This is a genomic window from Sphingorhabdus sp. M41, from assembly GCF_001586275.1.
Taxonomy (GTDB): domain Bacteria; phylum Pseudomonadota; class Alphaproteobacteria; order Sphingomonadales; family Sphingomonadaceae; genus Parasphingorhabdus.
In genome coordinates this window covers 3,009,510-3,032,317 of sequence record NZ_CP014545.1, presented here as the reverse complement: position 1 = coordinate 3,032,317, position 22,808 = coordinate 3,009,510, and the positions used below count along the sequence as shown (strand labels likewise).

Sequence of the window (22,808 nt, the reverse complement as noted above, 5' to 3'; positions counted from 1 at the left end):
TGCCATTTAAATTGGCGGGATGCCGATCATTCCGATCAATGAAAATCACGCGACTTGGGCAATATCCGGACATTGCGCGGATGACCGCCATTGGAGCTGGCAACATGCGACGGCGCTGATCCAGCGGCTCTTGCCGCCTGCCGGTCCTCGTTGCGATAGACCGGCCGCCTGACCTCGTCGGCGCGGGCCATCGGCATGTCCGGTCGGTCGCGGTCGGAAATGTCGTCCAGCATGAACGTATAATCCTCCACGCGCGTGGTCATCAAATGGGTCACACCCTCGACGCTGCGCTGCACCTCTCCGGTGGCGAGCATCAGCCGGGCCGCCATCACCGGCCGGCGCATTTTTTCAAAGCGGCTGGCCCAGAGCAAAAGGTTGGCGACTCCGCTTTCATCCTCGAGCGTGATGAACACCGCATTGCCCTTGCCGGGCCGCTGGCGGATCAGCACGACACCGGCGACCTTTGCCTGCGAACCGTTCTTGGCCTGCGCAAGTTCTGCACAGCTGAGCACGCCCATCTCCCGCAAGCGTGCGCGCAGAAACTCCATCGGATGACCTTTCAGCGACAGGCGGACGCTCTGGTAATCGGCGACGACATGTTCGCCCTTGGTCATGGCGGGCAGATGCGCATCCGCTTCCTGTCCCAGTTCCTTCGCCTGCGCGGCCTCGAACAGCGGCAGGGTGTTGACCGGAGTCCGGCGCACTTCCCACAGCGCCTGACGACGATCGAGTCCCAGCGACCGGCAGGCATCGGCATCGGCGAGCAGGCGCAGCGCGCGGGCCGGGAGATTGGCTTTATGGGCGAGTTCCTCGATCGTCCGGAACGGCCGCGCGGCGAGGATCTGGCTGGCCCATGTTTCGCGGAAACCGTCGATCTGGCGCAGCCCGATGCGGAGGGAGACGTCCCCCTCCCGCTTGCGGGAGGGGCTAGGGGTGGGTTTGTCTTGGATCTCGGGCCCACCCCCGACCCCTCCCGCAAGCGGGAGGGGAGTATTCCTCTCCACCCGATTATCCCAGCCACTGAAATTCACATCCGGTTCCCGCACCTCCACCCCGTGTTCGCGCGCGTCCCGGACAAGCTGCGCCGGCGCGTAAAAGCCCATCGGCTGCGAGTTGAGCAAAGCCGCCGCGAACACCGCCGGGTGGTGGCACTTGATCCAGCTCGAGACATAGACCAGTCGGGCAAAGCTGATCGCGTGGCTTTCGGGAAAGCCATAGCTGCCAAAGCCCTGAATCTGCTTGTAGCAGCGCTCGGCGAAATCCCGGTCATAGCCCTTGGCAGTCATGCCCTCGATCATCTTCGCTTCGAAATGGTGGATCGTGCCGACATTGCGAAAGGTCGCCATCGCGCGGCGCAACCGGTTGGCATCGGCGGGAGAGAAATCGGCGGCGACGATCGCCAGTTTCATCGCCTGTTCCTGAAACAAAGGCACGCCGAATGTCCGACCGAGCACGGACTTCAGTTCATCCGGATCATGTGGCGGTTTCGGTGAGGGCAGCGTTACCTTCTCTATCCTGCTGCGCCGTCGCAGATAGGGATGGACCATATCGCCCTCGATCGGGCCGGGCCGGACAATAGCCACCTGAATCACCAGATCATAAAATTCGCGCGGCTTCAGCCGCGGCAGCATGTTGATCTGGGCCCGGCTCTCGACCTGGAACACGCCGATACTGTCGCCCTTGCACAGCATGTCATAGGTGGCGGAGTCTTCGTGGGGGACGTTCTGGAGGGTCCATTTTTCCTCCCCGAAGAGCAGCTTTTGGGAGGTGGCGCGCCGAAGGCGTGACGGAGGGGCATCTGGTCGAAGCCGGGACCCCTCCACCACGCTTCGCGTGGTCCCCCTCCCCGAAGCTGACGCTTCAGGGAGGATGTTGATGCTCTCCAGCATATCAAACGCCTTGCGGATGCAGGTCAGCATGCCGAGCGCCAATATATCGACCTTCATCAGGCCGAGCGTGTCGATATCATCCTTGTCCCACTCGATGAACGTGCGGTCGTCCATCGCGGCATTGTGGATCGGCACGGTCTCGTCGAGCCGGTCCTGGGTCAGGACAAAGCCGCCGACATGCTGCGACAGGTGGCGGGGGAATTGCAGTATCTGCTGCACCAGATCACCCAGCCGCCGGATTTCCGGATTGTCCGGGTCGAGACCGGTCTCGGCAAAGCGCTTGCCAGGCTTCTTGCCGCCATGGCTGCCCCAGACGGTGCTCGACAGGCGGCTGGTGATATCCTCCGACAGGCCAAGTGCCTTGCCGACCTCGCGGATCGCGCTGCGCGAGCGATAATGGACCACCGTGGCAGCAATCCCGGCGCGGTGGCGGCCATAGCGCGCATAGATATACTGGATCACCTCTTCGCGCCGTTCATGTTCGAAATCGACATCAATATCCGGCGGTTCGCGCCGTTCCTCGGAGATGAAGCGCGAGAAGAGCAGATCATGTTCCATCGGGTCGGCCGAGGTGATGCCGAGCAGATAGCAGACCGCGCTGTTCGCCGCCGATCCGCGTCCCTGGCAGAGAATGCCCTGATCCTGGGCAAATTTGACAATATCGTGGACGGTCAGGAAATAGGGCGCATATTCCATCTTCTCGATCAGCCGCAATTCCTCCTCGACCTTGGCGCGCAACCGTTCGGGAAGCGTCTCGCCATGCCGTTCATGGGCGGCGGTCCATGTCAGATGTGCGAGCCAGCCCTGCGGGGTCCAGCCTGCGGGCACCGGTTCTTCGGGATAATGATAGCTGAGCTCGTCGAGCGTGAAGGTGACCAGATCGAGCAGCTTCTGCGTCTCGGCCAGCGCTTCGGGATGGTCGCGGAACAGGCGCGCCATTTCTGCCGGGCCTTTGAGAAATCGTTCGGCATTGGCGGCGAGCAGGCGGCCGGCTTTGTCGATCGTGGTCTTCTCGGCAATGCAGGTCAGGATATCGTGGAGCGGGCGCTGTTCGGGTGTTGCATAGAGTGGGTTGTTTGTGGCGAGGATGGGGATGCCGGTTGCTTCGGAGAGACTGTGGAGTCTGGCGAGATGGCGCTTGTCGGGACCGGAGCGCGGCATGGCGGCGCCCAGCCAGATATGGGGGGTGTGGGAGTGAAGCTGCCGAATAAGCCCCTCCCTTTCAAGGGAGGGGTTGGGGTGGGATAGCCGAGGTTCGGCTCGATGCCGAAGCTCGGCTTTCGCCTCGCCACCACCCCAACCCCTCCTCTGAAGAGGAGGGGCTAAAATGATCAGCGCCCAGTCCTCGCTGCACCATTCCAGCAAATCCGCCGCATAGAGAAAACAATCCCCCTTCTCCGCCCGCAAATTGCCGGCCGAGAGCAGCCGGGTCAGCCGCCCCCAGCCGCGCCGGCCCAGCGGATAGACAATCACCTCCGGCGTATCATCGGCAAAGACCAGCCGCGACCCGACGATCAGCTTGAAATCCGGCAGCACCAGCCCCTCCTCCGTAGCATCCTCGCGCGCCCGGCGCAGGGCACCATGCGCGCGGACAACCCCGGCAACGCTGTTGCGGTCGGCAATGCCGATGCCGGTCATGCCGAGAGCCATCGCCTGCATCACCATGTCGGCGGGGGAAGAGGCGCCGCGCAGGAAACTGTAATGGCTGGAGGCCGCGAGTTCGGCGAAGGCCGTCATTGCGAGGAGCTGCGTCCGTTCGCCTCGAGCGAAGTCGAGAGGCCGCTAGCCGTGTCTCGACTGCGCTCGACACGAACGGATTTGGGAAAGCAGATATTCTCCATCAAGCAAACAGCCCATGCACATACCAGTCCGGGTTCGCTTTCTCCTCGCCGTAAAGCCCGTGGCGGAACAGCCAGTAGCGCCGGCCGCGGGCATCCTCGACGCGATAATAGTCGCGGGTCAGTCCGCCCCTGCCGGGCTGTTGACCGTCCTTGCGTTGCCACCATTCCGAGGCAATCCGCTCCGGCCCTTCATAGCGGATCACCTGATGGGTCCTGCGCCGCCAGGTGAAGCGATAGGGCGGGCCGTCGGGGACTTCGGCAATCACCTGCACGCGCTGCGGCGGGTCGAACATGTGCAAAGGGCGCATAGGCGGATTGTCGGGAGACTCTGCTTTCCACGGGACGGGTGCGGGGGCGTTGAGCGCGGGCAGGGCGAGCAGGCCCTGTTCGGGAATATGGCTGTTGGCGGGGGCAAATTTCTGCACCCGGTCGCGGCCCAGCCTTGTGCTCAATTGGCTGACCAGAGCGACTTCATCGCCGCGCCGGTCCTCGCCGCCCTCGAGCCGCAACTGCTGCGGGGCCAGCGCTTCCGACGCGACAATGCTCAGCCGGATCAGATCATAGCCGAAGCCCGGATTGAGTTCGTCGTTGAGCGCTTCGATCCGTTCGCGCAGCAGGCGTTGGAAAAGGGCTGCATCGCGGGTCGGCGTGCCCGTCTCCAGACCGAGCCGCGCGACATCGCCATCGCAGCGGAACAGCATCATCCGGATCATCCGCGCGCCCTGGCCGCGCTCGTTGAGCCGTTCGGAGGCTTCCGCGAACAGTTCGGACAGGCATGTCAGCGCAGCATCAATATGGGTCAAAGGCTCGGCAAAGCGGCGCTCGGTGACCACATTGCCAATCCGGCGCAGCGGGTCGATCGGCCGATCTTCCAGTCCGAGAATCCGGTCCAGCCGCACCGTTAGCTCCATCCCGAACCGCGCCGCCAGATTGGCGCGCGGCCGTTCGGCCAGATCGCCAATATGATAGAGCCCGGCCCGTTCCAGCGACTGGTGGGTCTTTGCGTCCATGGCCAGCGCCGACACTGGCAGCTGCGCCTCCGCACCTTCCTTCAGACCGTGCCGCGCCAGTGCCAGCGCCGCGTCGGCGGTTCCGGCCAGCGCCCAGCAGGCGCTATAGCCGACCGCATCGAGCCGGTCCTCGGCATCCTGCGCCAGCCTTTCCTCATTGCCGTGCAGATGCGCCGCACCGGTGATGTCGAGGATCAAGGCATAAGGCGGCTCTACCGCCACCATCGGCGTATAGCGCTCGCAAGCTTCCGCCAGCCGCGACAGCAGATCCGCATCGGCCAGCGGCTGATGGTCAAAGGCGAGCAGGTCGGGCACCCGCGCCCGCGCGTCGGCGAGCTTCATGCCGGGACCCAGGCCCAAAGACACCGCCTGCCGGTCCGCCGCCATGATCACCATCGCGCCGCGGATTTTCTCGGTCAGCGCAAAGGGATGGTCAGGCGGCCCGTGTGCCCTGATGATCCGCTCGGACGGCAGCCAGGGCAGGGACAGAGCCAGTGTCCGGCGCTCTCTGCTCGCTCTGTTGCTCGCGGAAGACTTGATCGTCACGGTTCCACTCCAGTCGGGCGCTCAGCCCGTAAAGACCGCTGCGATGACGCAGCAATTTGATATCGAAAGCAGGATGGCCCGGAGCATTGGCCTCCAGCGCGATGGAAGGCGCAGCGGCCACTGACCAGCGACTGAAGGCAGCGGTCGGCAAGGGATTTTCTGCATCGCTGCCGGTGCGCAGGCACAGGCTGAGAACGCCCGATTTTTGCGCTGACAGCGACAGGCGCCTTGTGGCGGTCAGGTCGAGACCTTTGGGCCTCTTGCCCGACAATTCGATAATCACCGCACCCATGGCCGAAGACCGCAGGCCGTCGGCCGCTGCGCGCAGTGCCGCGATACTGTCCGGCGCATCGACATGGATGATATTGTCCGGATCAATTCCCAGTTCCGCCAGCCCCGGCGGATAGAGCCGTCCCTGCCGTCTGGCCTCGCCGCTTTCGCTGATCCACAATATCGGTCGGTCATCCTGACAGCGCTGCGCCATCAGCAGCGCCATCGCCGCTGCACTGGTCCGGTCATCCTTGCTTGCCGCGTGCAGTTCATGCAGCGCCGCGCGCGGCAGGCCATCCACTCCGGCATTGCCGCGCAAGGCCGCATCAATCCTGTCGACGCCAAAGCTGAAGTGGGACGGCATACCGTCATCCTCCGCCGGCTTTACGCCGGAGGCCGCCAATATCTTGGCGAGACGCGCCCGCAAGACAGAAGCTTTTGCCGGTGTTGCCGGAGGCACAGCAGAGGGGTTGGCCGGCGGAGACCTGAAAGCCTGCCCCGAATCCGAATCGATATTGTTCATGATTTGTTCTAAATTATAGAAGAACGTTGCAGGGTCAAGTGATTCCACGGCTGCGAGAATCTCTGCGTAGAGAATTGTTCACTAGAAGTGCCGGACAACAGGATAATGCGGGGAAATGAGGGCTAGAAAAAGGCCCGCCCCGGCGCGAGGCAGGAGCGGGCAGGCGCACTTGGTAACGCGTGGGATCGCGGTTAGAAAAAGCCGGTGACAGCGGCTAGCGCTACGATCGCGAACAGGGTTGATAGGCCCAGCACGATGATCATGTGGCGGGTGGTAAAGCCCTGACGGGCGCTGGTCTTGTCCAACTGTTTTTTCATAGAATGTTCCTGATTTTATATTTGCCGGGGATGAATTGCGCGCTGGCTAGATGCTGGCCGACAGCATCCATGATGATTCTTCCAGCACGCCGATCCGTGCGGTCAGCAGATCCGCGGTAAAAACATCGTCGGCCTCTTCGGCGGTTTTTACAAATTCCCGCATCTGGTTGGCCACGGTGATCGCATCGCCTGACAGCTGCTTGAGCATGGCTTTGACATCGCCGCATTCCACTTTGTCTTCGATCGCGCTATTCTCGATATAGGTGGAAAGGCCAACCGGCGTCTTCGCGCCAAGAGCCCGAATCCTTTCGGCGATTTCATCGATTGATGCGGCAAGGTCTTCATACTGGCCTTCGGTCAGCTTGTGGATACCAAGAAACTGAGGGCCGGTAACATTCCAGTGAACCGACTGGGTCTTATGATAGAGCACATAGCTGGACGCCAGGGCTTTCCCCAGTTTCTCGGCCATTTCGGCCCGGTCCACCTTTTTAATGTCGGTCTTCATTTCGCGAAGATCTCCAGTTTGAATAGTCATATGGTCTTCCTTTCTCTCTGATGCGCTCGACGAACTGGCGGAGCGCGGTTCCTGAGAATGATTACGCGTCGACCTTCATTTGGTTCCTTGCGGGCCATCGTTCAGGCCACGCCAAACGAGCGTCACCAGCCCGCTCGCCAGAAATATCCGGCAGCCAGCAGGGAAGGCAGGAAAGGGGAAGAAGCACCGGCACCGGCTTTCAATTTTAGCGGAACCAATTCTCTCGCCGCTGCGTAGACTTGTTGTAACCCCCAACGAAAGGACGACAGAAATGACGAACATTTCAAACGCAAAAATAGCAATCCTGGCGACGGACGGTTTTGAGAAATCGGAGCTTTTCGAACCACGGAAACAACTTAGTGAGGCGGGTGCCGAGATCACCATCGTGTCGCTGGAATCCGGCTCGATCAAAAGCTGGGACGAGAAAGACTGGGGCGAGAGCATCGCGGTCGACATGACTTTGGACAAGGCCAGCGAAAGCGATTTCGACGCGCTGGTCCTGCCCGGCGGACAGATGAACCCGGACATATTGCGGGCGGAAGACAAGGCAGTCGACTTCGTGAAAGCCTTTTTCAACGCTGGCAAACCGATTGCCGCCATCTGTCATGCCCCATGGCTGCTGATCGAGGCGGATCTGGTGCAAGGGCGCAATGTCACTGGCTATAAATCGATCAAGACCGATCTGATCAATGCCGGGGCCAGGTTCGAGGATAGCGAAGTAGTGGTCGACAACGGCCTGATCACCTCCCGCGATCCCGGTGATCTGGATGCGTTCAGCGCCAAGATCATCGAGGAGGTTCGGGAAGGTCTCCACAAGCGGACACAAAAAGCGGCCTGATCGGTCCGGGGATTGACGCAGGGGCCGGCTCTCGCGGAGCCGGCCTTTTGTGGCCGATCGCGGCGCACTCGCCTTTTGTCCTGCCCATGGCTCAACCTGCCTCAATCGCCTTAACAAAGCTGGCCGCCGTTTTTTAGCGATCAGCCTGTATTGGATAATGCGATTTTTATAATTTTAAGGAATAAAATATGAAGAATTTTCTAACCCTCATGACAGGCGCAGCATTGCTCGCCGCGACACCGGCCATGGCACAAGAAGCCGCTCCGGCTGTCGAAGCCCAGGTTGGTATGAAGGTTGTCGGTCCCAATGGTGATGCCGTTGGTACAGTGGATTCGGTAAGCGATGGCGCAGTTGTCGTGGATACCGGCAAGAACAAGGCTGCGCTTGCGACCAATGCCTTCGCGAAAACAGACACTGGCCTGTCGATCATGATGACGAAGGCTGATCTGGATGCAGCGATAGAAAAAGCGGCTGCCGACGCCAAGGCGCAATTGCTGGCCAGCCTGACGCCGGGTACCGAAGTCAAATCCGTAACCGGAGCTGCGGTGATTGGTACCATTGAGGCGAAAGATGCCGAATATGTGACCGTCGATCATGGCGGCCAGGCCGTAAAATTGCCCGTCGCTGCCTTCATGGCTCAGGCCGATGGCGAGGTTTCCATCACGATGACCGAAGACGAATTCAAAGCGGCAATCGCCGGCACACAATAACGCCTTCTGTCTATAGTGGTCGCGGGCACGAGTGATCGTGCCCGCTGCCGCATCAGTTCGTAAACTTCAAAGCCAATTCATACATTGCAATCGCTGCCTGAGCGGCCTCGCCGCCCTTGTTCTTGCGGGTCTTGTCGGCACGGGCCAGCGCCTGTTCTTCGTTTTCGACGGTAATGATGCCATTGCCGATCGCTGCGCCATCCATTGACAGGGCCATGAGCCCGCGGGCGCTTTCGCCGGCAACAATCTCGAAATGATAGGTTTCGCCGCGGATCACGACGCCGATCGCGACAAAGCCATCATAGAGATCGCTGTCGATCGCCATGGAGATAGCACCGGGAATTTCCAGCGCACCGGGTACGGTGAGGAGCTCATGTTCGTGGCCCGCTGCTTTCAGCGCCTCGGTCGCACCCTCGATCAGCATGTCGTTGAGATGGTCGTAAAAACGCGCTTCGACGATCAGGAATTTTGCCATTTTATGTGTCTTTCTGTTTCTAGAGCCCCTCCTTTTCAAAGGAGGGGTTGGGGTGGTTTCTCTCGTCAAAGACCAGGTCTTCGTTTTTCCATTCATTTCCGGCGGCACCATGGTTGGTCGCTTACGCGAGCGATGCTTGCGCATCGCCACCACCCCTTGATCCCCTCCTCTGAAGAGGAGGGGGTGTTGATGGCTATGCCGTCTCCAACTGCTTGCTGTCTTTGCCGGCATTCTCGGCCGGTACAGCGCGCTGACCGACAATCCGTAGTCCGTAAGCGTCCAGCCCGACCATATCATGGCTGGTATTGGTCAGCAGTTCCATATCATGCACGCCCAGTTCGCTGAGAATCTGCGCGCCGACACCATAGTCACGCAGCTGATCCATTGGCGCTGGCTTGCCGCCGCCGAGCGTGCGGACCTGCCGCGAATAGAGGTCGGGTACCCGCGGGCTGATGAATACGATGATGCCGGCGCCTTCTTCCCCGATGATCTTCATCGATTCCTGGATCATATTGGCGCGGCCGGTTTCCTGTCCGAACAGGTCGGGAAAGATCGCCGTCGCATGCATCCGCACCAATGTTGGCTTGTCCGGATCGATATGACCCTTCTGCAGGACGATCTGCTCGCTCTCGGTTGCGCTATTATAGAATGTCATTGCATTCCATTCTCCGCCCCATTGGCTGGTGAAGCGCGCTTCTTCGCGGCGCTCGGTCAGATGGTCGTGGCGCAGGCGATAGGCGATCAGGTCGCGGATCGTGCCAATTCTCATGCCGTGATGCTGGGCAAATTCGATCAGATCGTCGAGCCGCGCCATCTCGCCGTCATCCTTCATGATCTCGCAGATCACGCCAGCCGGATTGAGGCCAGCCAGCCGCGACACATCGACCGCCGCTTCGGTATGGCCGGCGCGGACCAGCACACCGCCGTTGCGGGCCTGCAAGGGGAAGACATGGCCGGGGGTGACAATCTCGTCCTTGCCTTTGGTCCGGTCGATTGCCACGGCGACCGTGCGCGCGCGGTCGGCGGCGCTGATCCCGGTGGTGACGCCGTCGCGCGCCTCGATCGAGGTGGTGAAGGCGGTTTCATAGGCACCGCGATTGTTCGCGCTCATCATGTCGAGGCCGAGTTCCTCGACCCGGTCGCGCGACATCGCCAGGCAGATCAGCCCGCGGCCATATTTGGCCATGAAATTGATCGCATCGGGGGTCGCCATCTGCGCCGGGATGATCAGGTCGCCTTCATTCTCGCGATCCTCGTCGTCGACCAGGATATACATGCGGCCGTTGCGCGCCTCGTTGATAATCTCTTCCGCCGTCGCCATGACACTGTTACCGCCGCGCGCCAGATAAGCCTCCAGCTTGCCCAGCGTTTCCGCCGTCGGGTTCCAGTCATCCTGCCCCAGGCTGCGCAGGCTGTTGGCATGGAGGCCGGCAGCACGGGCGAGGCCCGCACGGGTTTCTTCGCCGGAATCGATCAGTTCGATCAGTTGATCTATAAGAAGCTTGCTCATGGACTTGCCTTTTCAATGTGATGTTGCGAATCGACTATCACATTGCAATGTGATTGGTCTAGGGAGAATATCACATTGGGGTCACATGCTGGGAGGCGGAGTGCGAAATTATATTTCAAACTTTACACACTTTACAGGGTTATAGAATTGAAAATCTGCTGGTTGATAAAAGCGGCCATTGGCCGGTTTTGGGGCGGATATGAGGTGTTTTGTTCATATTCGGGTTTTAGCATTGTTGGGGTGATGTAGGAAAGCGGGGGTTTGTTGTTTGGGGCGGGTAGGGTTGGTGTCGAGATTCCCAAATTTCAAAGTCACCTCAATTCTTTGACGCTTGGCGAAAAGGTGATTTAATAGGCTTTTGATGAAAAAGAAAATTGCGACAGCATTTCACTGGACGAGAGCTCAATCCTTTTGTGATAAGGGAAACGTCAACGCTGCGTTGAACTCGCTTGGTAAAATTCCCGAACTCAGTTCGATGCATCGTGCGTTTTTGGGAACTTTGTTGATCTTAGATGGCAAAAGCGGCTGTGCAAAAGAGCAGTTCAATATCGTTATTGATCATCTGAGCAAACCCGAACTTGCTGGTATGGACGAAAATGTTCGGTATGTTAAAGCCTATTGCCAGCTGTATGTTTCGTTAATTGAAAAAAACGATTCAGATGAAGAACAATATTGGAATATTGCAAGAGATTCCATGCCTGATAACGCCCTCAGTCGGTGGTTAAAACTCCCTGATATTACTAAGCTGGCCCATAGAAACGAGGGTTTGTAATTATTTATCGCGGTGACAGTGCACTTCTTTCAAGCCCCTCCTTTTTAAAGGAGGGGTTGGGGTGGTTTCTCTCGTCGGAAAGCCTTCCTTCCGATTCCGTTGCTGTCGGGGCCAGAAATGTTCGCTGGCGCGAGCGATGCTGGCGCATCGCCACCACCCCAACCCCTCCTCTGAAGAGGAGGGGCTGATTGCGGCCTGCTTCCCCCCTTCCCCTTGACCGGAACCTTTCCCGACCCAATACGCTTTTACACCATGGCAAAAGCGAAACACTGGATCGAACCCCATCCGCAGGGCATTTATGTGCGGCCTGCCGAAGTCTGGATCGATCCGTCCGTGTCGAAGGAAAATGCGGTGGTGACCCATGGCCATGCCGATCACGCGCGCGGTGGTCATGGCGATGTCTGGGCGACGCCGGAGACGCTGGCGATCATGGGCTTGCGCTATGGGACCGAGGCGGGGACGCCGATTGCTTATGGCGAGGGGTTCGAGCGCGGCGGCGTGCGGTTCAGCCTGCATTCGGCCGGCCATGTGCTGGGCTCGGCGCAGGTGCTGATGGAATATCAGGGCGAGCGGGTGGTCGTCACCGGCGATTACAAGCGCCGCCCCGACCCGACCTGCGCGCCGTTCGAGCTGGTGCCGTGCGATATATTCATTACCGAAGCGACCTTTGGTTTGCCGGTGTTCCAGCATCCCCCGATTGCGGGCGAGATCGCCAAGATCTTCGCGCGGCTGGAAGCCGAGCCGGACAGCAGCATATTGATCGGCGCCTATGCGCTGGGCAAGGCGCAGCGGGTGATTGCCGAGCTGCGCCGGGCCGGTTGGGACAAACCGATCTATTTGCACGGGGCGCAGGTCCGGATGTGTGAACTTTATGAAGAGCTTGGCGTGTCGCTGGGCGAATTGCGGCTGGTGATGGACACGCCGAAGGACGAGATGCGCGGCCAGATCATCATCGCTCCGCCCTCGGCGCTGACCGACAAATGGAGCCGCCGGCTGCCCAATCCCGTGACCGCCATGGCGTCCGGCTGGATGCGGGTGCGCGGGCGGGCGCGGCAGCGCGGGGTCGAGATTCCTCTGGTCATCTCCGATCATGCCGACTGGGACGAGCTGACCGAAACCATCCGCGAACTGGCGCCGAAGGAAACCTGGATCACCCATGGCAGCGAGGACGGCCTGCTGCGCTGGTGCGAGCTGCACCAGATCAGGGCGCGGGCGCTGGCGATGGTCGGACGCGAAGAAGGGGATGACGGTTGATGCGCCGCTTTGCCGCCCTGATCGACAGTCTGATCTACACCAGATCGCGCAACGCCAAGCTGGCGGCGATCTCAACCAATTTGCGCGAGACGCCCGACCCCGATCGCGGCTGGGCACTGGCGGCGCTGACCGACAGCCTCGACTTTCCGGCGGTCAAATCCGCCACCATCCGCAATCTGGCCGGAACGCGGATCGATCCGGAACTGTTCCGCCTGTCGCGCCATCATGTCGGTGATACCGCCGAAACCGTGGCGCTGGTCTGGCCGGAAGCGGAGGGGCGGGAGCAGAGCGACCCGACCATCGACGAAGTGGTGCAGGCGCTGTCAGCCGCCAATCGCGCGACCGCTCCCGATATCGTCGCGGACCTGCTCGACAGCATGGATAGCAACAGCCGCTATGCAATGCTCAAGCTGGCGGTCGGCGGGATGCGGGTCGGTGTCTCGGCACGGTTAGCCAAGACCGCTTTCGCGCAGGCCTTTGACGTGGCGCTCGACGATGTCGAGGAGCTCTGGCACGCGCTCGACCCGCCTTATGAGGCGCTGTTTAAATGGGCGGAGCAGGGTGGTGATCGCCCGGATCTTTCGGCGACGCCTTTCTTTCGTCCGTTCATGCTTTCCCATCCATTTGAAGGCGACAGTCTCGATCTTGGGCAATATGCGGTTGAGTGGAAATGGGACGGCATCCGCGTGCAGGCGGTGCATCTCGGCGGTGAAACCCGGCTCTACAGCCGCGGCGGCGATGATATCAGCGCGTCTTTTCCCGATATAGTCGAGGCATTCGACCGTGACGGTGTGATCGACGGCGAACTGCTGGTTCGCGGCACCGATCAGGGCGGCGAGGCGGCAAGTTTCAATGCGCTGCAGAAGCGCCTGGGGCGCAAGACCGTCTCGAAGAAAATGCGGCAGGAGTTTCCCGCCTTTGTCCGGGTCTATGATCTGCTGATGGACGGGGAAGACGACCTGCGCCTGTCGCCCTGGCACGAGCGGCGCCAGCGGCTCGAGCGCTTTGTCCCCACACTCAACGCGGATCATTTCGATCTGTCGGCGGTGGTCGATGTCGACGATTTCGCCGCGCTGGAAGTCATGCGCGCCGGGGCTCGCGACGCGGCGATCGAGGGCGTGATGCTGAAGCGGAGGGAGAGCCCCTATCTGGCCGGCCGGGTTACCGGTCACTGGTATAAATGGAAACGCGACCCGCTGAACGCCGACTGCGTGATGATGTACGCGCAGCGCGGCAACGGGCGGCGGGCGTCCTTCTATTCCGACTATACATTTGGCTGCTGGACCGAGGATGGCGAACTGTTGCCGGTCGGCAAGGCCTATTCCGGTTTCACCGACGAAGAGCTGAAATGGCTCGACCGCTTCGTCCGCCAGAACACGTTGAACCGCTTCGGGCCGGTCCGCGAGGTGAAGAAATCGCTGGTGCTGGAAGTCGCGTTCGATTCCATCCACGAAAGCGGCCGCCACAAATCCGGCCTCGCCATGCGCTTCCCGCGCATCCACCGCATCCGCAAGGACAAGCCGGCGGAAGAGGCGGACAGGATTGTTACATTGCGGGGGATGATTTCCTGAACTCTAGCAGATCAGACAGAAATCGTTGTCTTGCTGCCACGCCTAGCGCTTGCCGGGAAGCATCCGCTTGAGCGTATTATCCTTGACCACATAATGATGGAACAGTGCCGCCAGCGCGTGCAGTCCGATCAGAAAATACCCGATGGTTCCTACCGTTTCGTGCAACTCCTCGATTTGTTCGGCCAGCGCCTTGTCCGGTGCCACCAGCGCGGGGAGCTCGAGACCGAAGAATGGGATGGTCTTGTCAGCGCTGCTGAGGATCAGCCAGCCGGCAATCGGCATTGCCAGCATGAAAGCATAAAGCGCAAGATGCGTTACCTTGGCCAACAGCATTTGCCACGCAGGCGGTTCGGGCTTGATCGGCGGCTTGGTGGTCAGCAGCCGGGCGACGATCCGGATGATCACCAGCGCCAGCACCGACAGACCGAGCATGAAATGCCACATCTTAAGGCCTTCGCGCAGGTCGCTGCCCCGGGGAAATGATTCGCGCAACAGGATGCAGCTATAGACTGCCGTGATCAGCAGCAGCATCGCCCAGTGGAGAAAAATCGAAAGGCGGGCGTAGCGCGCATGGGCTTGGGTGGCAGTCATATCTGTCCTCTTATCTCTCGTGGTTGATCATTATCAATCTCCAGCCGTACCGCATCACGCGATTGCAGGTGCTGAATCGCCTGTACCATCGGCTCAATGCTAGACTTGTCCATAAAGTCAAAGCCCTTCAACTCCTCTCGGCCTGCGCCGCGATCCGGGTTTGTCAGACCACCGATGACGAGCATGATGCGATCAAACCAGGAGAGGTCTCTGGGATTTTGACGGCCACGGAGGGCAAAATGGGTCATTTGCTGAATCAGGGCCTCGGGCAGGCTGTTGGCGATCCAGCGGTCGAGCTTTGCCCCTGCCGGGGCGCCGGAAACGGTGAAGAACAAGACAGGTCTGGTTTCCAAGGACAGCATTTTTTGCATGACCCAGTGCCGGATTGGTAGCTTGTGGTAAATCACCGGGGCGCCGATGACGACGAAGTCGTAAAGGGATGGATCGGCGTCAGTCTTGTTCGCGTCAAACGCTGGAATCCCGGTCGCATCGGAAATCCAGTCGGCATATTGCGCCGTGCTGCCATATCGGGTTGCGTAAAATATCGCGCCGTTCACTATTCATCGCCTCCTCACCCTATACTGCAAACATGCTGCAAATACGCAATTAAGGTCAATTACGGTGACGTCTGATTGAAATAGCCAAAGACGCGCGGTGACAGCGCACTTGATTTCAGGCGATGAGAAAAATTAGGCCACTGTAACCATGAGGAATGATCGAGACATCGATCGAATAATCACAAAAATTCGTTTAAAGTCTCGACGAACAGCGCGAACTGGTCATGGTGCAGCCAGTGGCCGGCATCGGCAAATTCCTTCACCGACACATTGTCGCCGAAATATTGCATCCGGCCGTCTTTCTCCGGATTGCTGGCCCAGCTGTCGGCACCATAATGAAGCTGGGTCGGGCAGCTGATATTGCCCCACAATTCGTGAATAGTCTTCTGTGACAGATCGATGCTGTCCCAGTGCTGCACATAGGGATCGAACTTCCAGCTATAGCTGCCATCCTCGTTGCGGATCACCGCGTGCGTGGTCAGGTGCCGGGCCTGCTCGTCGGAGAGATGCTGGTTGGCTTCCTGCATGCGTTTCAGGGCGTCCTCGAATGTCGGGTAGCGTTTGACCTGACGACCGGCGGCCTTGCGCTTTTCTTCAATGCTGTCACGCACCCGTTGTACCTGACCGACCTTATCCCGCTCGGCGAGCATATCGGGGCTGGGGCCAAGCCCCTCGATTGCGACCAGCTTGCGCACCGTGTCGGGATAGAGGCCTGTATAGCGCAGCGCGATATTGCCGCCCATGCTGTGCGCGACAATCGTCACCGGCGACAGGTCGAGCTGATGGATCAGCTGCGCCAGATCGGTGACCATCGCCATCGTCGCATAATGGCCATCGGTGCTCCACTGGCTGTCGCCATGACCGCGGACGTCGGGGCAGATGATATGCCAGTCATCGCGCAGCGCCTGCGCGGTCCAGTCCCAGTTGCGGCAATGATCCCGGCCGCCGTGGAGCAGGATCAGCGGCGGCTTGTCCTCATTGCCCCAGTCGGCATAATGGAGCTTTAGTCGCTGGGAGAAATAGCTGTGCGAGGCGGGGCCGTTCAGGGTCATCGGGGTTTCCATCGGGAAAGGGAGATTTAAGTTCTACCTCTAATCGGCGCAGCGGGGTTCGACAAGCATCTGTCAAGGCAGAGGGCGCACAATCTTCATTTCATCCGGGAGACCGGGGCGACAACAGATAAATCCAATATCCCTCTTTACAAACCATCCATATATCTACATATACCGATATATGGATTCGATTAAAGCAATAGAGGCGCTTGGCGCCCTCGCGCAAAATACCCGGCTGGATGTTTTCAAGCTGCTGGTGCGCCATGAGCCGACGGGCTTGCCAGCGGGGGAGATCGCCAAGCGGCTGGATGTTCCGCAAAATACCATGTCTTCCCATCTGTCGACCCTGTCGCGCGCGGACCTTGTCTCCTCAAAGCGCGACAGCCGCCTGATCATCTACCGCGCCAATCTTGCTGCGATGAACGGCCTGATCGCCTTCCTGCTGGAAAATTGCTGTTCCGGTGACGATTGCGCGCCCATTACCAATCAACTTGAAAGGCTCTGCCAATGAAACGGATGCACATTCATGTCGGCGTCGACAATCTCGACGCCTCGATAGAATTTTACTCGACGCTTTTTGATGCCGCACCAACGGTGACAAAAGATGATTATGCCAAATGGATGCTCGACGATCCGCGCGTCAATTTTGCCATTTCATCGGAAAATCACGCGACCAAGGGCATTGAACATCTCGGCATCCAGGCCGAAAATCCGGAAGAATTGCAACAGGTTTTCACCCGTCTGCGCAAGGCCGATGCACCGCTGCTGGAAGAGGGACAGACCACCTGCTGCTATGCACAGTCCGAGAAGAGCTGGATATCCGATCCGGATGGTGTCGTCTGGGAAGCCTTTTACACCAATGGCGAATCCGTGGTCTATGGCGATGCACCCGAACTTTCCGCCGTATCGGAAAATGCGTCCGAAACCAGCTGCTGCGCGCCGTCAAAAGCAGCCCTGTCATGAGCGACCGGGTCTATAATGCCCTGTTTCTCTGCACCGGCAATTCTGCCCGGTCGATATTGGCGGAAGCGATATTGCAGAGCGAAGGCCAGGGGCGTTTCAGGGCCTATAGCGCTGGCAGCAATCCGGCTGGCAAGGTTCATCCCTATTCTCTCGATCTGCTCAAGATAATGGGCCACCCCATTGAAGGCCTGCGTTCCAAGAACTGGGACGAATTTTCGGGAGCCGAAGCACCCCGGCTCGATTTTGTCTTCACCGTTTGCGACAATGCCGCCGGCGAAACCTGTCCGGTCTGGCCGGGCCAGCCGATGACCGCCCATTGGGGCATAGCCGATCCGGCGGCGGTAACCGGCAGCGAAGCAGAAAAGCGCGCCGCCTTCGCCGAAGCCTATCGAATGATGTTCAACCGGATCAGCCTGTTTCTGGCCCTGCCGCTGGAAAGCATCGACCAAATGAGCCTGCAGAACCGGCTCAGGGAAATTGGCGCAGAAAAAGCCGAGGTTTGAAAAATGGCAACGCAACCGCTTGAAACCCCGGCCGATGCCGGACTGGGCCTGTTTGAAAAATGGCTGTCAGCCTGGGTCACTGCGGCGATCCTGCTTGGCCTGCTGATCGGCAATATCGCGCCCGATGCGGTCGCCAGTCTTGCCCGGCTGGAATATGCCTCGGTCAATCTGGTGGTGGCGGTGCTGATCTGGGCAATGATTTATCCGATGATGGTCGGCGTCGACTTTGCCAGCTTGAAGCATATTGGCGAAAAGCCGAAAGGCCTGTTCATCACCATAGTCGTCAACTGGCTGGTCAAGCCGTTCACCATGGCGGCGCTGGCGGTACTCTTTTTCCAATATATATTCGCCGGGCTGATGTCCGCCGATGATGCGCAGCAATATATCGCCGGGCTGATCCTGCTGGGCGCCGCGCCCTGTACGGCGATGGTCTTTGTCTGGTCGCAAATGACCAGAGGCGATCCCGCCTATACGCTGGTGCAGGTGTCGGTGAATGATATCATCATGATCTTTGCCTTCGCGCCGATTGTCGCGCTGCTGCTCGGCGTCACCGATATCGCCGTGCCATGGGAAACCTTACTGCTGTCGGTCGTGCTTTATGTTGTGATCCCGCTGGTCGCCGGCGCGCTGACTCGCCGGACATTGCTCGCCCGGTCAAGTGACGGGGAAGCGGCCATCACCGCCTTTACCGGGCGGGTCAAACCGCTTTCCATTCTCGGGCTGCTGTTCACGGTGGTGCTGCTATTCGCATTCCAGGCGCAGACGATCGTGACCCAGCCGCTGCTGATCGCGCTGATCGCCGTTCCGATCATTATCCAGAGCTATGGCATATTCTTCGTCACCTATGCCGCCGCCTGGGCCTGGAAAGTGCCGCATAATGTCGCGGCTCCCTGTGCCCTGATCGGCACCTCCAATTTCTTCGAACTGGCCGTGGCCGTGGCCATCGGCGTGTTCGGGCTGGGCAGCGGCGCTGCCCTCGCCACCGTGGTCGGCGTATTGGTGGAAGTACCGGTGATGCTGTCGCTGGTCGCCTTTGCCAACCGGACGCGGCCCAAATTCGTGCCGGCCTAACATTCGCAATTGCGCGGGCGCTTCCGGATTGCTTGTTTCTGGTAGGGGGTTTTTGACTTCCGGCAGATCGGCATGAGCATTTGTCCGCCGAGATAGTCATCGGGATCACTAAACTGATGTCGTAGCATCAGCGGCAAGGCCGACGGCAAGGCATTATGCTTAGGCTTTGTCGCGCCAGAATTCGCCCTTTTTACGGAATTTCCAATTATTGTTTGACACTCCGCATTCAAAATCCCTAATTAAGAATGAGAATCATTCTCATTATCATTAAACAGGGACTTATATATGAACTCGAATTTCTGTCGGCGGGGAATGGCCCTTTCTTGCAGTCTTCTGGCACTAGGCTTTTCCCAGGCGGCCTTGGCCGCGAGTGACAGTGTAGCCGGTTTCGAGGATGACAATACCATCACCGTCACGGCCACCCGGGCACCCGTGGAGGTGATCGATGCTCCTGCTACCGTTACCGTGATCGACCAGGAACAGATTGCCGATGAAATGGCGACCGATATTCGCGACATCGTGCGGTTCGAACCGGGTGTGTCGGTTCGCCGGGCACCGGCACGTTTTGGCGCGGCTTTGGGCACCACCGGTCGGGCGGGCAACGAAGATTTCAACATTCGCGGTATCGGCGGCAACCGGGTGTTGATTCAGGTTGACGGCATCCGCTCTCCCCAGGGCTTTACCTTTGGCGCGCAGGAAGTCGGGCGCGGCAATGCCACCGATGTCGGACTGATCAAGGCGGTCGAAATCCTCCGTGGTCCGGCTTCGGCGCTTTATGGCAGCGACGGCCTGTCCGGTGCGGTCAGCTTCATCACTGCCGATCCGGTCGACTTTATCAAAGCGGGCAACAGCTTTGGCGGCTTTGCCCGGGCGCAATATAGCTCCTCTGACCAGGAATTTTCCGAGACCTTAGCGCTGGCTGGACAGGCCGGCGATTTCTCGGCGATGCTGGCTTATTCCCGCCGCGATTTTCAAGAGCTCGACAACAAGGGCGCGATCGACACCGAAGACGCCACCCGCACCACGCCCAATCCGCAGGATGGCGAGTCCAATGCGTTTCTCGGCAAGCTGGTCTGGAGCAATGGCTCGCACAAAGTGCGCCTAACCGGCGAATATCTCGAACGGGAACTGGCTTCCGACATCTTGTCAGGGCGCGGACCCGTATTTCTGTTCGGGCCAACCCCCAGCTGGATCGTCGATAATCTCACTGCGCTGGATGAAACCAAACGCAGCCGGGTATCGCTCGATTATACCTATGATGCGGGCGAAGAAGGCTCCGGTTTTATCGATTATGCCCATCTCGCCGCATATTGGCAGGATGGACAGGATCGGCAATTTGCCCTGGAAGAGCGGACGCCAACCTCGGCCACTCCTCGCCCGGACCGGGAACGGCTGAACACGTTCGACAATGAGGTCATCGGCGCGGTCGCCGACTTCCGGTCCAGCTTTGCAACCGGCTCGGTCAGGCACACGCTGACCTTCGGTGGCGACATCAGCAAGACCGAGCAAGCCGGTCTGCGCGATGGTACCGAGCCGCCCTTCGGAGAAGTCTTCCCGACCCGTGCTTTTCCGAAGACCGACTTCACCCTGGGCGGTTTCTATCTCGGCGACGCGATAGAATTCGCAGACGGCATGTTCACTCTCTATCCTGCCATTCGTTACGATTTCTATGATCTGAACCCGACCATCGACCCACTGCTGCCGAGTTTCACGCCGAGCAGTCAGGACGGTTCGCAATTATCCCCCAAGCTGGGCGCTGTGCTCAAGCTGGGCGATGTCCGCCTGTTCGGCAATTATGCGCGTGGCTTCCGGGCACCGACACCGAGCCAGGTCAATAATTTCTTCGAGAATCTCGCCTTTGGCTATTCATCGCTGGCCAATCCGGACCTTGGCCCGGAAACCAGCGACAGTTTCGAGGCAGGCATTCGCTACGCCACCGATGCTGTCAGCCTATCGCTGACCGCCTTTACCGCCGACTATTCCGACTTTATCAGTCAGGAACAGGTTTCCGGCAGTTTCACGCCCAGTGATCCTGCCCTGTACCAGTTCGTCAATCTCGATAATGTGACCGTCAAGGGCGTCGAAGCCAAGGCCAGCTACGAAGCCGACAATGGTTTCCGCGCCCGCTTTGCCATCGCCTTCGCCGACGGCACGGTAAAATCGCCCAACAGCCGGCCAGCATCGCTGTCGACGATCGATCCGATCAACGCGATTCTGGGTCTCGGCTATCGCGAGCCGACAGGAGCATTCGGTGGCGAACTGATCCTGAGCTATAATGCCCAGAAGGAATTCAACGAGACCGTCGGCGTCTGTTCCGCCACCTGTTTTCGTCCGGAAGAATCAGCGATCCTCGATGCGACCGCCTTTGTCCGGATCAGCGAAAATGCGAAGATCCGGGCGGGCATATTCAATATCACCGACCAGAAATATGCGCTGTGGAGCGACGTTAGGGGACTGGCGGCGACGTCCAGCATCCTCGACGCATTCACCCAGCCGGGCCGCAACGCCAGTGTCTCGATCAGCCTGTCATTCTAATCCTTGGGGGAGAAACTAACATGAAGATGAAACTGACAACGCGACTGGGGGCGGCTCTGTTCGCTCTGGCAATGGCGACATCACCGGCGCTGGCCGCTGGGGACCAGCCGCAGCTTGCGGCAACCGCTGCGCAGGCGTCCTTCGAACAGGATCGCGCCGACATATTGGCGATGGCCGGGGACTATAAGGTCCGGTTCGACATGAGGGAAACGACGTCATGGCGGGCCGATTACGAACCGATCGAGGCCAAGATCTCCGGCGGTCATGAAAGCGTTCGGGTCATCAAGGATACGGGCAGGGAGATCATCCTGCAGCATCTGCTGGTCGCGGAACATGAAGGCGAAACCTTCATCATCAAACACTGGCGTCAGGACTGGGTCTATGAACCGGCAAAAGTGCTGGTCTATGCCGGACCCGGCAAATGGGTGAACAGGGATGTCGAGGCATCAGAAAGGCAGGGCCGCTGGTCGCAAACCGTCTGGCAGGTCGACGACAGCCCCCGTTACGGCGGTGTCGGCAAATGGCAGACGGTCAACGGCATCCGCAGCTGGACCAGCGACTGGACCGCCCGGCCACTGGCCCGCCGCGATGCGGTTCGCGATCCCGTCTATGACCATTATCAGGCGATCAACCGGCACCAGCCGATGCCCGGCGGCTGGATCCATTGGCAGGATAACACCAAGATGAAGACGGTCGAGGGAAAGGCCGTGCCTTATGTCCAGGAATCGGTGCTCAACACCTACACAAAATTCGGCGGCTATAGTGTCAGCGCCGCCGACGACTATTGGACGAAAACCAGTAGCTACTGGGAACAGGTGCGGGCCGAATGGGATGCTGCAATCGCTGCCAATGGCGGCGTGACCGTCGAGGAAGAGGCGCAAACCGGAACCGTGATCAGCGGGCGTCTGTTGACCATGGGCACGGAAATTTCCGATGGCAAGTTGACCGAGACTGCTGCGGTCGACGAAGCGCGGTTGCTGATACGGGACGCCACGAGCAAGCGACCCGTTCAAACCGCTGCCCAGACAGCTCCGGCATCAGCAGAATATTGATGGCGGAGCCGATATCCGCATTTGCGCAATCGCTGGCCGCGACCCCCAAGATTTCGGCCTTGCCGCCTGCGCAGATGCGGATAGTTGTGGCTATGCGGATTGCCGTTTTGGCGTGGAGAAAACGCCAGGATCCGAAACCCTATCTGGTCAGGCAATTGGGGGATGAAATCGCCGCTCGCCATTTTGTCCATATCATCGAACTGATGAGCGATTGCTGGCCCGAAGCGATGGCCGTGCACCGCCCCTGTTGCCAGCAGACAAGCTATGACGAGATGCTGATGCTGGATCTCACCACGGCAGCGATACAGCGCGAACCCGATCATTTCCATGGCCTGCTCGGCGAAATGATCGGTCGGTCGGACCGGCAGAAACTGCATCTTGGCTTCACCAAATTTACCAGTCGGTTCAAGCGTTAAGGAAAAT

22 protein-coding genes are annotated in these 22,808 nt (G+C 59.5%); 12 read left to right on the top strand and 10 right to left on the bottom strand.

What is annotated here, in order from left to right; genetic code table 11:
* Positions 1–35: 35 nt before the first annotated feature.
* From AZE99_RS14465 to AZE99_RS14450, 5 genes are all read right to left on the bottom strand, one after another.
* On the bottom strand, positions 36–3,626 hold the full coding sequence (locus AZE99_RS14465) for an error-prone DNA polymerase (protein ID WP_067202560.1): 3,591 nt from the start codon (positions 3,624–3,626) through the stop codon (positions 36–38).
* Between the two features lie 103 nt (positions 3,627–3,729).
* A complete protein-coding gene (locus AZE99_RS14460) occupies positions 3,730–5,286 on the bottom strand; it encodes a Y-family DNA polymerase (protein WP_231862632.1) in 1,557 nt (518 codons plus the stop codon).
* Positions 5,174–6,079, bottom strand: a complete 906-nt coding sequence (locus tag AZE99_RS14455; RefSeq protein WP_067202558.1) for an ImuA family protein — start codon at positions 6,077–6,079, stop codon at positions 5,174–5,176. The genes AZE99_RS14460 and AZE99_RS14455 overlap by 113 nt, the downstream gene beginning before the upstream one ends.
* A 191-nt stretch (positions 6,080–6,270) precedes the next feature.
* Positions 6,271–6,396 (bottom strand): hypothetical protein, encoded by a 126-nt coding sequence (locus AZE99_RS16450; RefSeq protein WP_257721887.1) that lies wholly within the window; start codon positions 6,394–6,396, stop codon positions 6,271–6,273.
* A 46-nt stretch (positions 6,397–6,442) separates the two neighbouring features.
* Positions 6,443–6,931, bottom strand: coding sequence for a Dps family protein (locus AZE99_RS14450; RefSeq protein WP_067202555.1), 489 nt, complete (start codon positions 6,929–6,931; stop codon positions 6,443–6,445).
* A 271-nt stretch (positions 6,932–7,202) separates the two neighbouring features.
* Between AZE99_RS14450 and AZE99_RS14445 the strand changes: the two genes are divergently transcribed.
* Entirely contained in the window at positions 7,203–7,769 is a 567-nt protein-coding gene (locus tag AZE99_RS14445; RefSeq protein WP_067202551.1) for a type 1 glutamine amidotransferase domain-containing protein, read from the top strand.
* 188 nt (positions 7,770–7,957) lie between these two features.
* Positions 7,958–8,479: a hypothetical protein gene (locus AZE99_RS14440; protein ID WP_067202549.1), complete on the top strand. Its 522-nt coding sequence runs from the start codon at positions 7,958–7,960 to the stop codon at positions 8,477–8,479.
* Between the two features lie 52 nt (positions 8,480–8,531).
* Here the strand turns inward: AZE99_RS14440 and ribH are convergent, their stop codons facing one another.
* Complete coding sequence (gene ribH, locus AZE99_RS14435) at positions 8,532–8,954, bottom strand: 6,7-dimethyl-8-ribityllumazine synthase (RefSeq protein ID WP_067202545.1); 423 nt, start codon at positions 8,952–8,954, stop codon at positions 8,532–8,534.
* Between the two features lie 193 nt (positions 8,955–9,147).
* The gene (ribB, locus tag AZE99_RS14430; RefSeq protein WP_067202542.1) at positions 9,148–10,464 is read right to left on the bottom strand and encodes a 3,4-dihydroxy-2-butanone-4-phosphate synthase; all 1,317 of its coding nucleotides are present in this window, start codon (positions 10,462–10,464) and stop codon (positions 9,148–9,150) included.
* Positions 10,465–10,825: 361 nt separating this feature from the next.
* Here ribB and AZE99_RS14425 point away from each other — a divergent pair, with 361 nt between their 5' ends.
* From AZE99_RS14425 to AZE99_RS14415, 3 genes are all read left to right on the top strand, one after another.
* Positions 10,826–11,236 (top strand): hypothetical protein, encoded by a 411-nt coding sequence (locus tag AZE99_RS14425; RefSeq protein WP_067202539.1) that lies wholly within the window; start codon positions 10,826–10,828, stop codon positions 11,234–11,236.
* A 252-nt stretch (positions 11,237–11,488) separates the two neighbouring features.
* Positions 11,489–12,490: a ligase-associated DNA damage response exonuclease gene (locus AZE99_RS14420; RefSeq protein WP_067202536.1), complete on the top strand. Its 1,002-nt coding sequence runs from the start codon at positions 11,489–11,491 to the stop codon at positions 12,488–12,490.
* The gene (locus AZE99_RS14415; protein WP_067202532.1) at positions 12,490–14,061 is read left to right on the top strand and encodes a cisplatin damage response ATP-dependent DNA ligase; all 1,572 of its coding nucleotides are present in this window, start codon (positions 12,490–12,492) and stop codon (positions 14,059–14,061) included. The genes AZE99_RS14420 and AZE99_RS14415 overlap by 1 nt, the downstream gene beginning before the upstream one ends.
* 42 nt (positions 14,062–14,103) lie before the next feature.
* On the opposite strand, the gene AZE99_RS14410 is transcribed toward AZE99_RS14415, so the two are convergent.
* The 3 genes from AZE99_RS14410 to AZE99_RS14400 form a co-directional block, all read right to left on the bottom strand.
* Positions 14,104–14,652 carry a cytochrome b gene (locus AZE99_RS14410; RefSeq protein ID WP_067202529.1) on the bottom strand — a complete coding sequence of 183 codons (549 nt, stop codon included), beginning with the start codon at positions 14,650–14,652 and terminating at the stop codon, positions 14,104–14,106.
* The gene (locus AZE99_RS14405; RefSeq protein WP_067202525.1) at positions 14,649–15,209 is read right to left on the bottom strand and encodes a flavodoxin domain-containing protein; all 561 of its coding nucleotides are present in this window, start codon (positions 15,207–15,209) and stop codon (positions 14,649–14,651) included. Before AZE99_RS14405 ends, AZE99_RS14410 begins: the two co-directional genes overlap by 4 nt.
* 179 nt (positions 15,210–15,388) lie before the next feature.
* Entirely contained in the window at positions 15,389–16,261 is an 873-nt protein-coding gene (locus AZE99_RS14400) for an alpha/beta fold hydrolase (RefSeq protein WP_067203740.1), read from the bottom strand.
* A gap of 181 nt (positions 16,262–16,442) precedes the next feature.
* Here AZE99_RS14400 and AZE99_RS14395 point away from each other — a divergent pair, with 181 nt between their 5' ends.
* From AZE99_RS14395 to AZE99_RS14365, 7 genes are all read left to right on the top strand, one after another.
* The gene (locus AZE99_RS14395) at positions 16,443–16,772 is read left to right on the top strand and encodes an ArsR/SmtB family transcription factor (RefSeq protein ID WP_067202522.1); all 330 of its coding nucleotides are present in this window, start codon (positions 16,443–16,445) and stop codon (positions 16,770–16,772) included.
* A complete protein-coding gene (locus AZE99_RS14390) occupies positions 16,769–17,224 on the top strand; it encodes an ArsI/CadI family heavy metal resistance metalloenzyme (RefSeq protein WP_067202519.1) in 456 nt (151 codons plus the stop codon). The genes AZE99_RS14395 and AZE99_RS14390 overlap by 4 nt, the downstream gene beginning before the upstream one ends.
* Positions 17,221–17,727: an arsenate reductase ArsC gene (locus tag AZE99_RS14385; protein WP_067202517.1), complete on the top strand. Its 507-nt coding sequence runs from the start codon at positions 17,221–17,223 to the stop codon at positions 17,725–17,727. Before AZE99_RS14390 ends, AZE99_RS14385 begins: the two co-directional genes overlap by 4 nt.
* Positions 17,728–17,730: 3 nt before the next feature.
* A complete protein-coding gene (arsB, locus tag AZE99_RS14380; RefSeq protein ID WP_067202514.1) occupies positions 17,731–18,798 on the top strand; it encodes an ACR3 family arsenite efflux transporter in 1,068 nt (355 codons plus the stop codon).
* Positions 18,799–19,110: 312 nt separating this feature from the next.
* A complete protein-coding gene (locus AZE99_RS14375) occupies positions 19,111–21,333 on the top strand; it encodes a TonB-dependent hemoglobin/transferrin/lactoferrin family receptor (RefSeq protein WP_231862631.1) in 2,223 nt (740 codons plus the stop codon).
* Positions 21,334–21,353: 20 nt separating this feature from the next.
* Positions 21,354–22,385, top strand: coding sequence for a DUF6607 family protein (locus AZE99_RS14370; protein ID WP_067202508.1), 1,032 nt, complete (start codon positions 21,354–21,356; stop codon positions 22,383–22,385).
* Positions 22,385–22,801 (top strand): hypothetical protein, encoded by a 417-nt coding sequence (locus tag AZE99_RS14365; protein ID WP_067202505.1) that lies wholly within the window; start codon positions 22,385–22,387, stop codon positions 22,799–22,801. The genes AZE99_RS14370 and AZE99_RS14365 overlap by 1 nt, the downstream gene beginning before the upstream one ends.
* Positions 22,802–22,808 lie beyond the last annotated feature (7 nt).

Bases quoted from the DNA above. Each gene is read 5' to 3' on its own strand.
- AZE99_RS14385 (WP_067202517.1), top strand. From the start codon at position 17,221: ATGAGCGACCGGGTCTATAATGCCCTGTTTCTCTGCACCGGCAATTCT.
- AZE99_RS14440 (WP_067202549.1), top strand. From the start codon at position 7,958: ATGAAGAATTTTCTAACCCTCATGACAGGCGCAGCATTGCTCGCCGCG.
- AZE99_RS14395 (WP_067202522.1), top strand. From the start codon at position 16,443: ATGGATTCGATTAAAGCAATAGAGGCGCTTGGCGCCCTCGCGCAAAAT.
- AZE99_RS14365 (WP_067202505.1), top strand. From the start codon at position 22,385: ATGGCGGAGCCGATATCCGCATTTGCGCAATCGCTGGCCGCGACCCCC.
- AZE99_RS14415 (WP_067202532.1), top strand. From the start codon at position 12,490: ATGCGCCGCTTTGCCGCCCTGATCGACAGTCTGATCTACACCAGATCG.
- ribH (WP_067202545.1), bottom strand. From the start codon at position 8,954: ATGGCAAAATTCCTGATCGTCGAAGCGCGTTTTTACGACCATCTCAAC.
- AZE99_RS14455 (WP_067202558.1), bottom strand. From the start codon at position 6,079: ATGAACAATATCGATTCGGATTCGGGGCAGGCTTTCAGGTCTCCGCCG.
- AZE99_RS14465 (WP_067202560.1), bottom strand. From the start codon at position 3,626: ATGACGGCCTTCGCCGAACTCGCGGCCTCCAGCCATTACAGTTTCCTG.
- AZE99_RS14410 (WP_067202529.1), bottom strand. From the start codon at position 14,652: ATGACTGCCACCCAAGCCCATGCGCGCTACGCCCGCCTTTCGATTTTT.
- AZE99_RS14390 (WP_067202519.1), top strand. From the start codon at position 16,769: ATGAAACGGATGCACATTCATGTCGGCGTCGACAATCTCGACGCCTCG.
- AZE99_RS14400 (WP_067203740.1), bottom strand. From the start codon at position 16,261: ATGACCCTGAACGGCCCCGCCTCGCACAGCTATTTCTCCCAGCGACTA.
- AZE99_RS14370 (WP_067202508.1), top strand. From the start codon at position 21,354: ATGAAGATGAAACTGACAACGCGACTGGGGGCGGCTCTGTTCGCTCTG.
- AZE99_RS14420 (WP_067202536.1), top strand. From the start codon at position 11,489: ATGGCAAAAGCGAAACACTGGATCGAACCCCATCCGCAGGGCATTTAT.
- ribB (WP_067202542.1), bottom strand. From the start codon at position 10,464: ATGAGCAAGCTTCTTATAGATCAACTGATCGAACTGATCGATTCCGGC.
- AZE99_RS14425 (WP_067202539.1), top strand. From the start codon at position 10,826: ATGAAAAAGAAAATTGCGACAGCATTTCACTGGACGAGAGCTCAATCC.
- AZE99_RS14375 (WP_231862631.1), top strand. From the start codon at position 19,111: ATGGCCCTTTCTTGCAGTCTTCTGGCACTAGGCTTTTCCCAGGCGGCC.
- arsB (WP_067202514.1), top strand. From the start codon at position 17,731: ATGGCAACGCAACCGCTTGAAACCCCGGCCGATGCCGGACTGGGCCTG.
- AZE99_RS14450 (WP_067202555.1), bottom strand. From the start codon at position 6,931: ATGACTATTCAAACTGGAGATCTTCGCGAAATGAAGACCGACATTAAA.
- AZE99_RS16450 (WP_257721887.1), bottom strand. From the start codon at position 6,396: ATGAAAAAACAGTTGGACAAGACCAGCGCCCGTCAGGGCTTTACCACC.
- AZE99_RS14445 (WP_067202551.1), top strand. From the start codon at position 7,203: ATGACGAACATTTCAAACGCAAAAATAGCAATCCTGGCGACGGACGGT.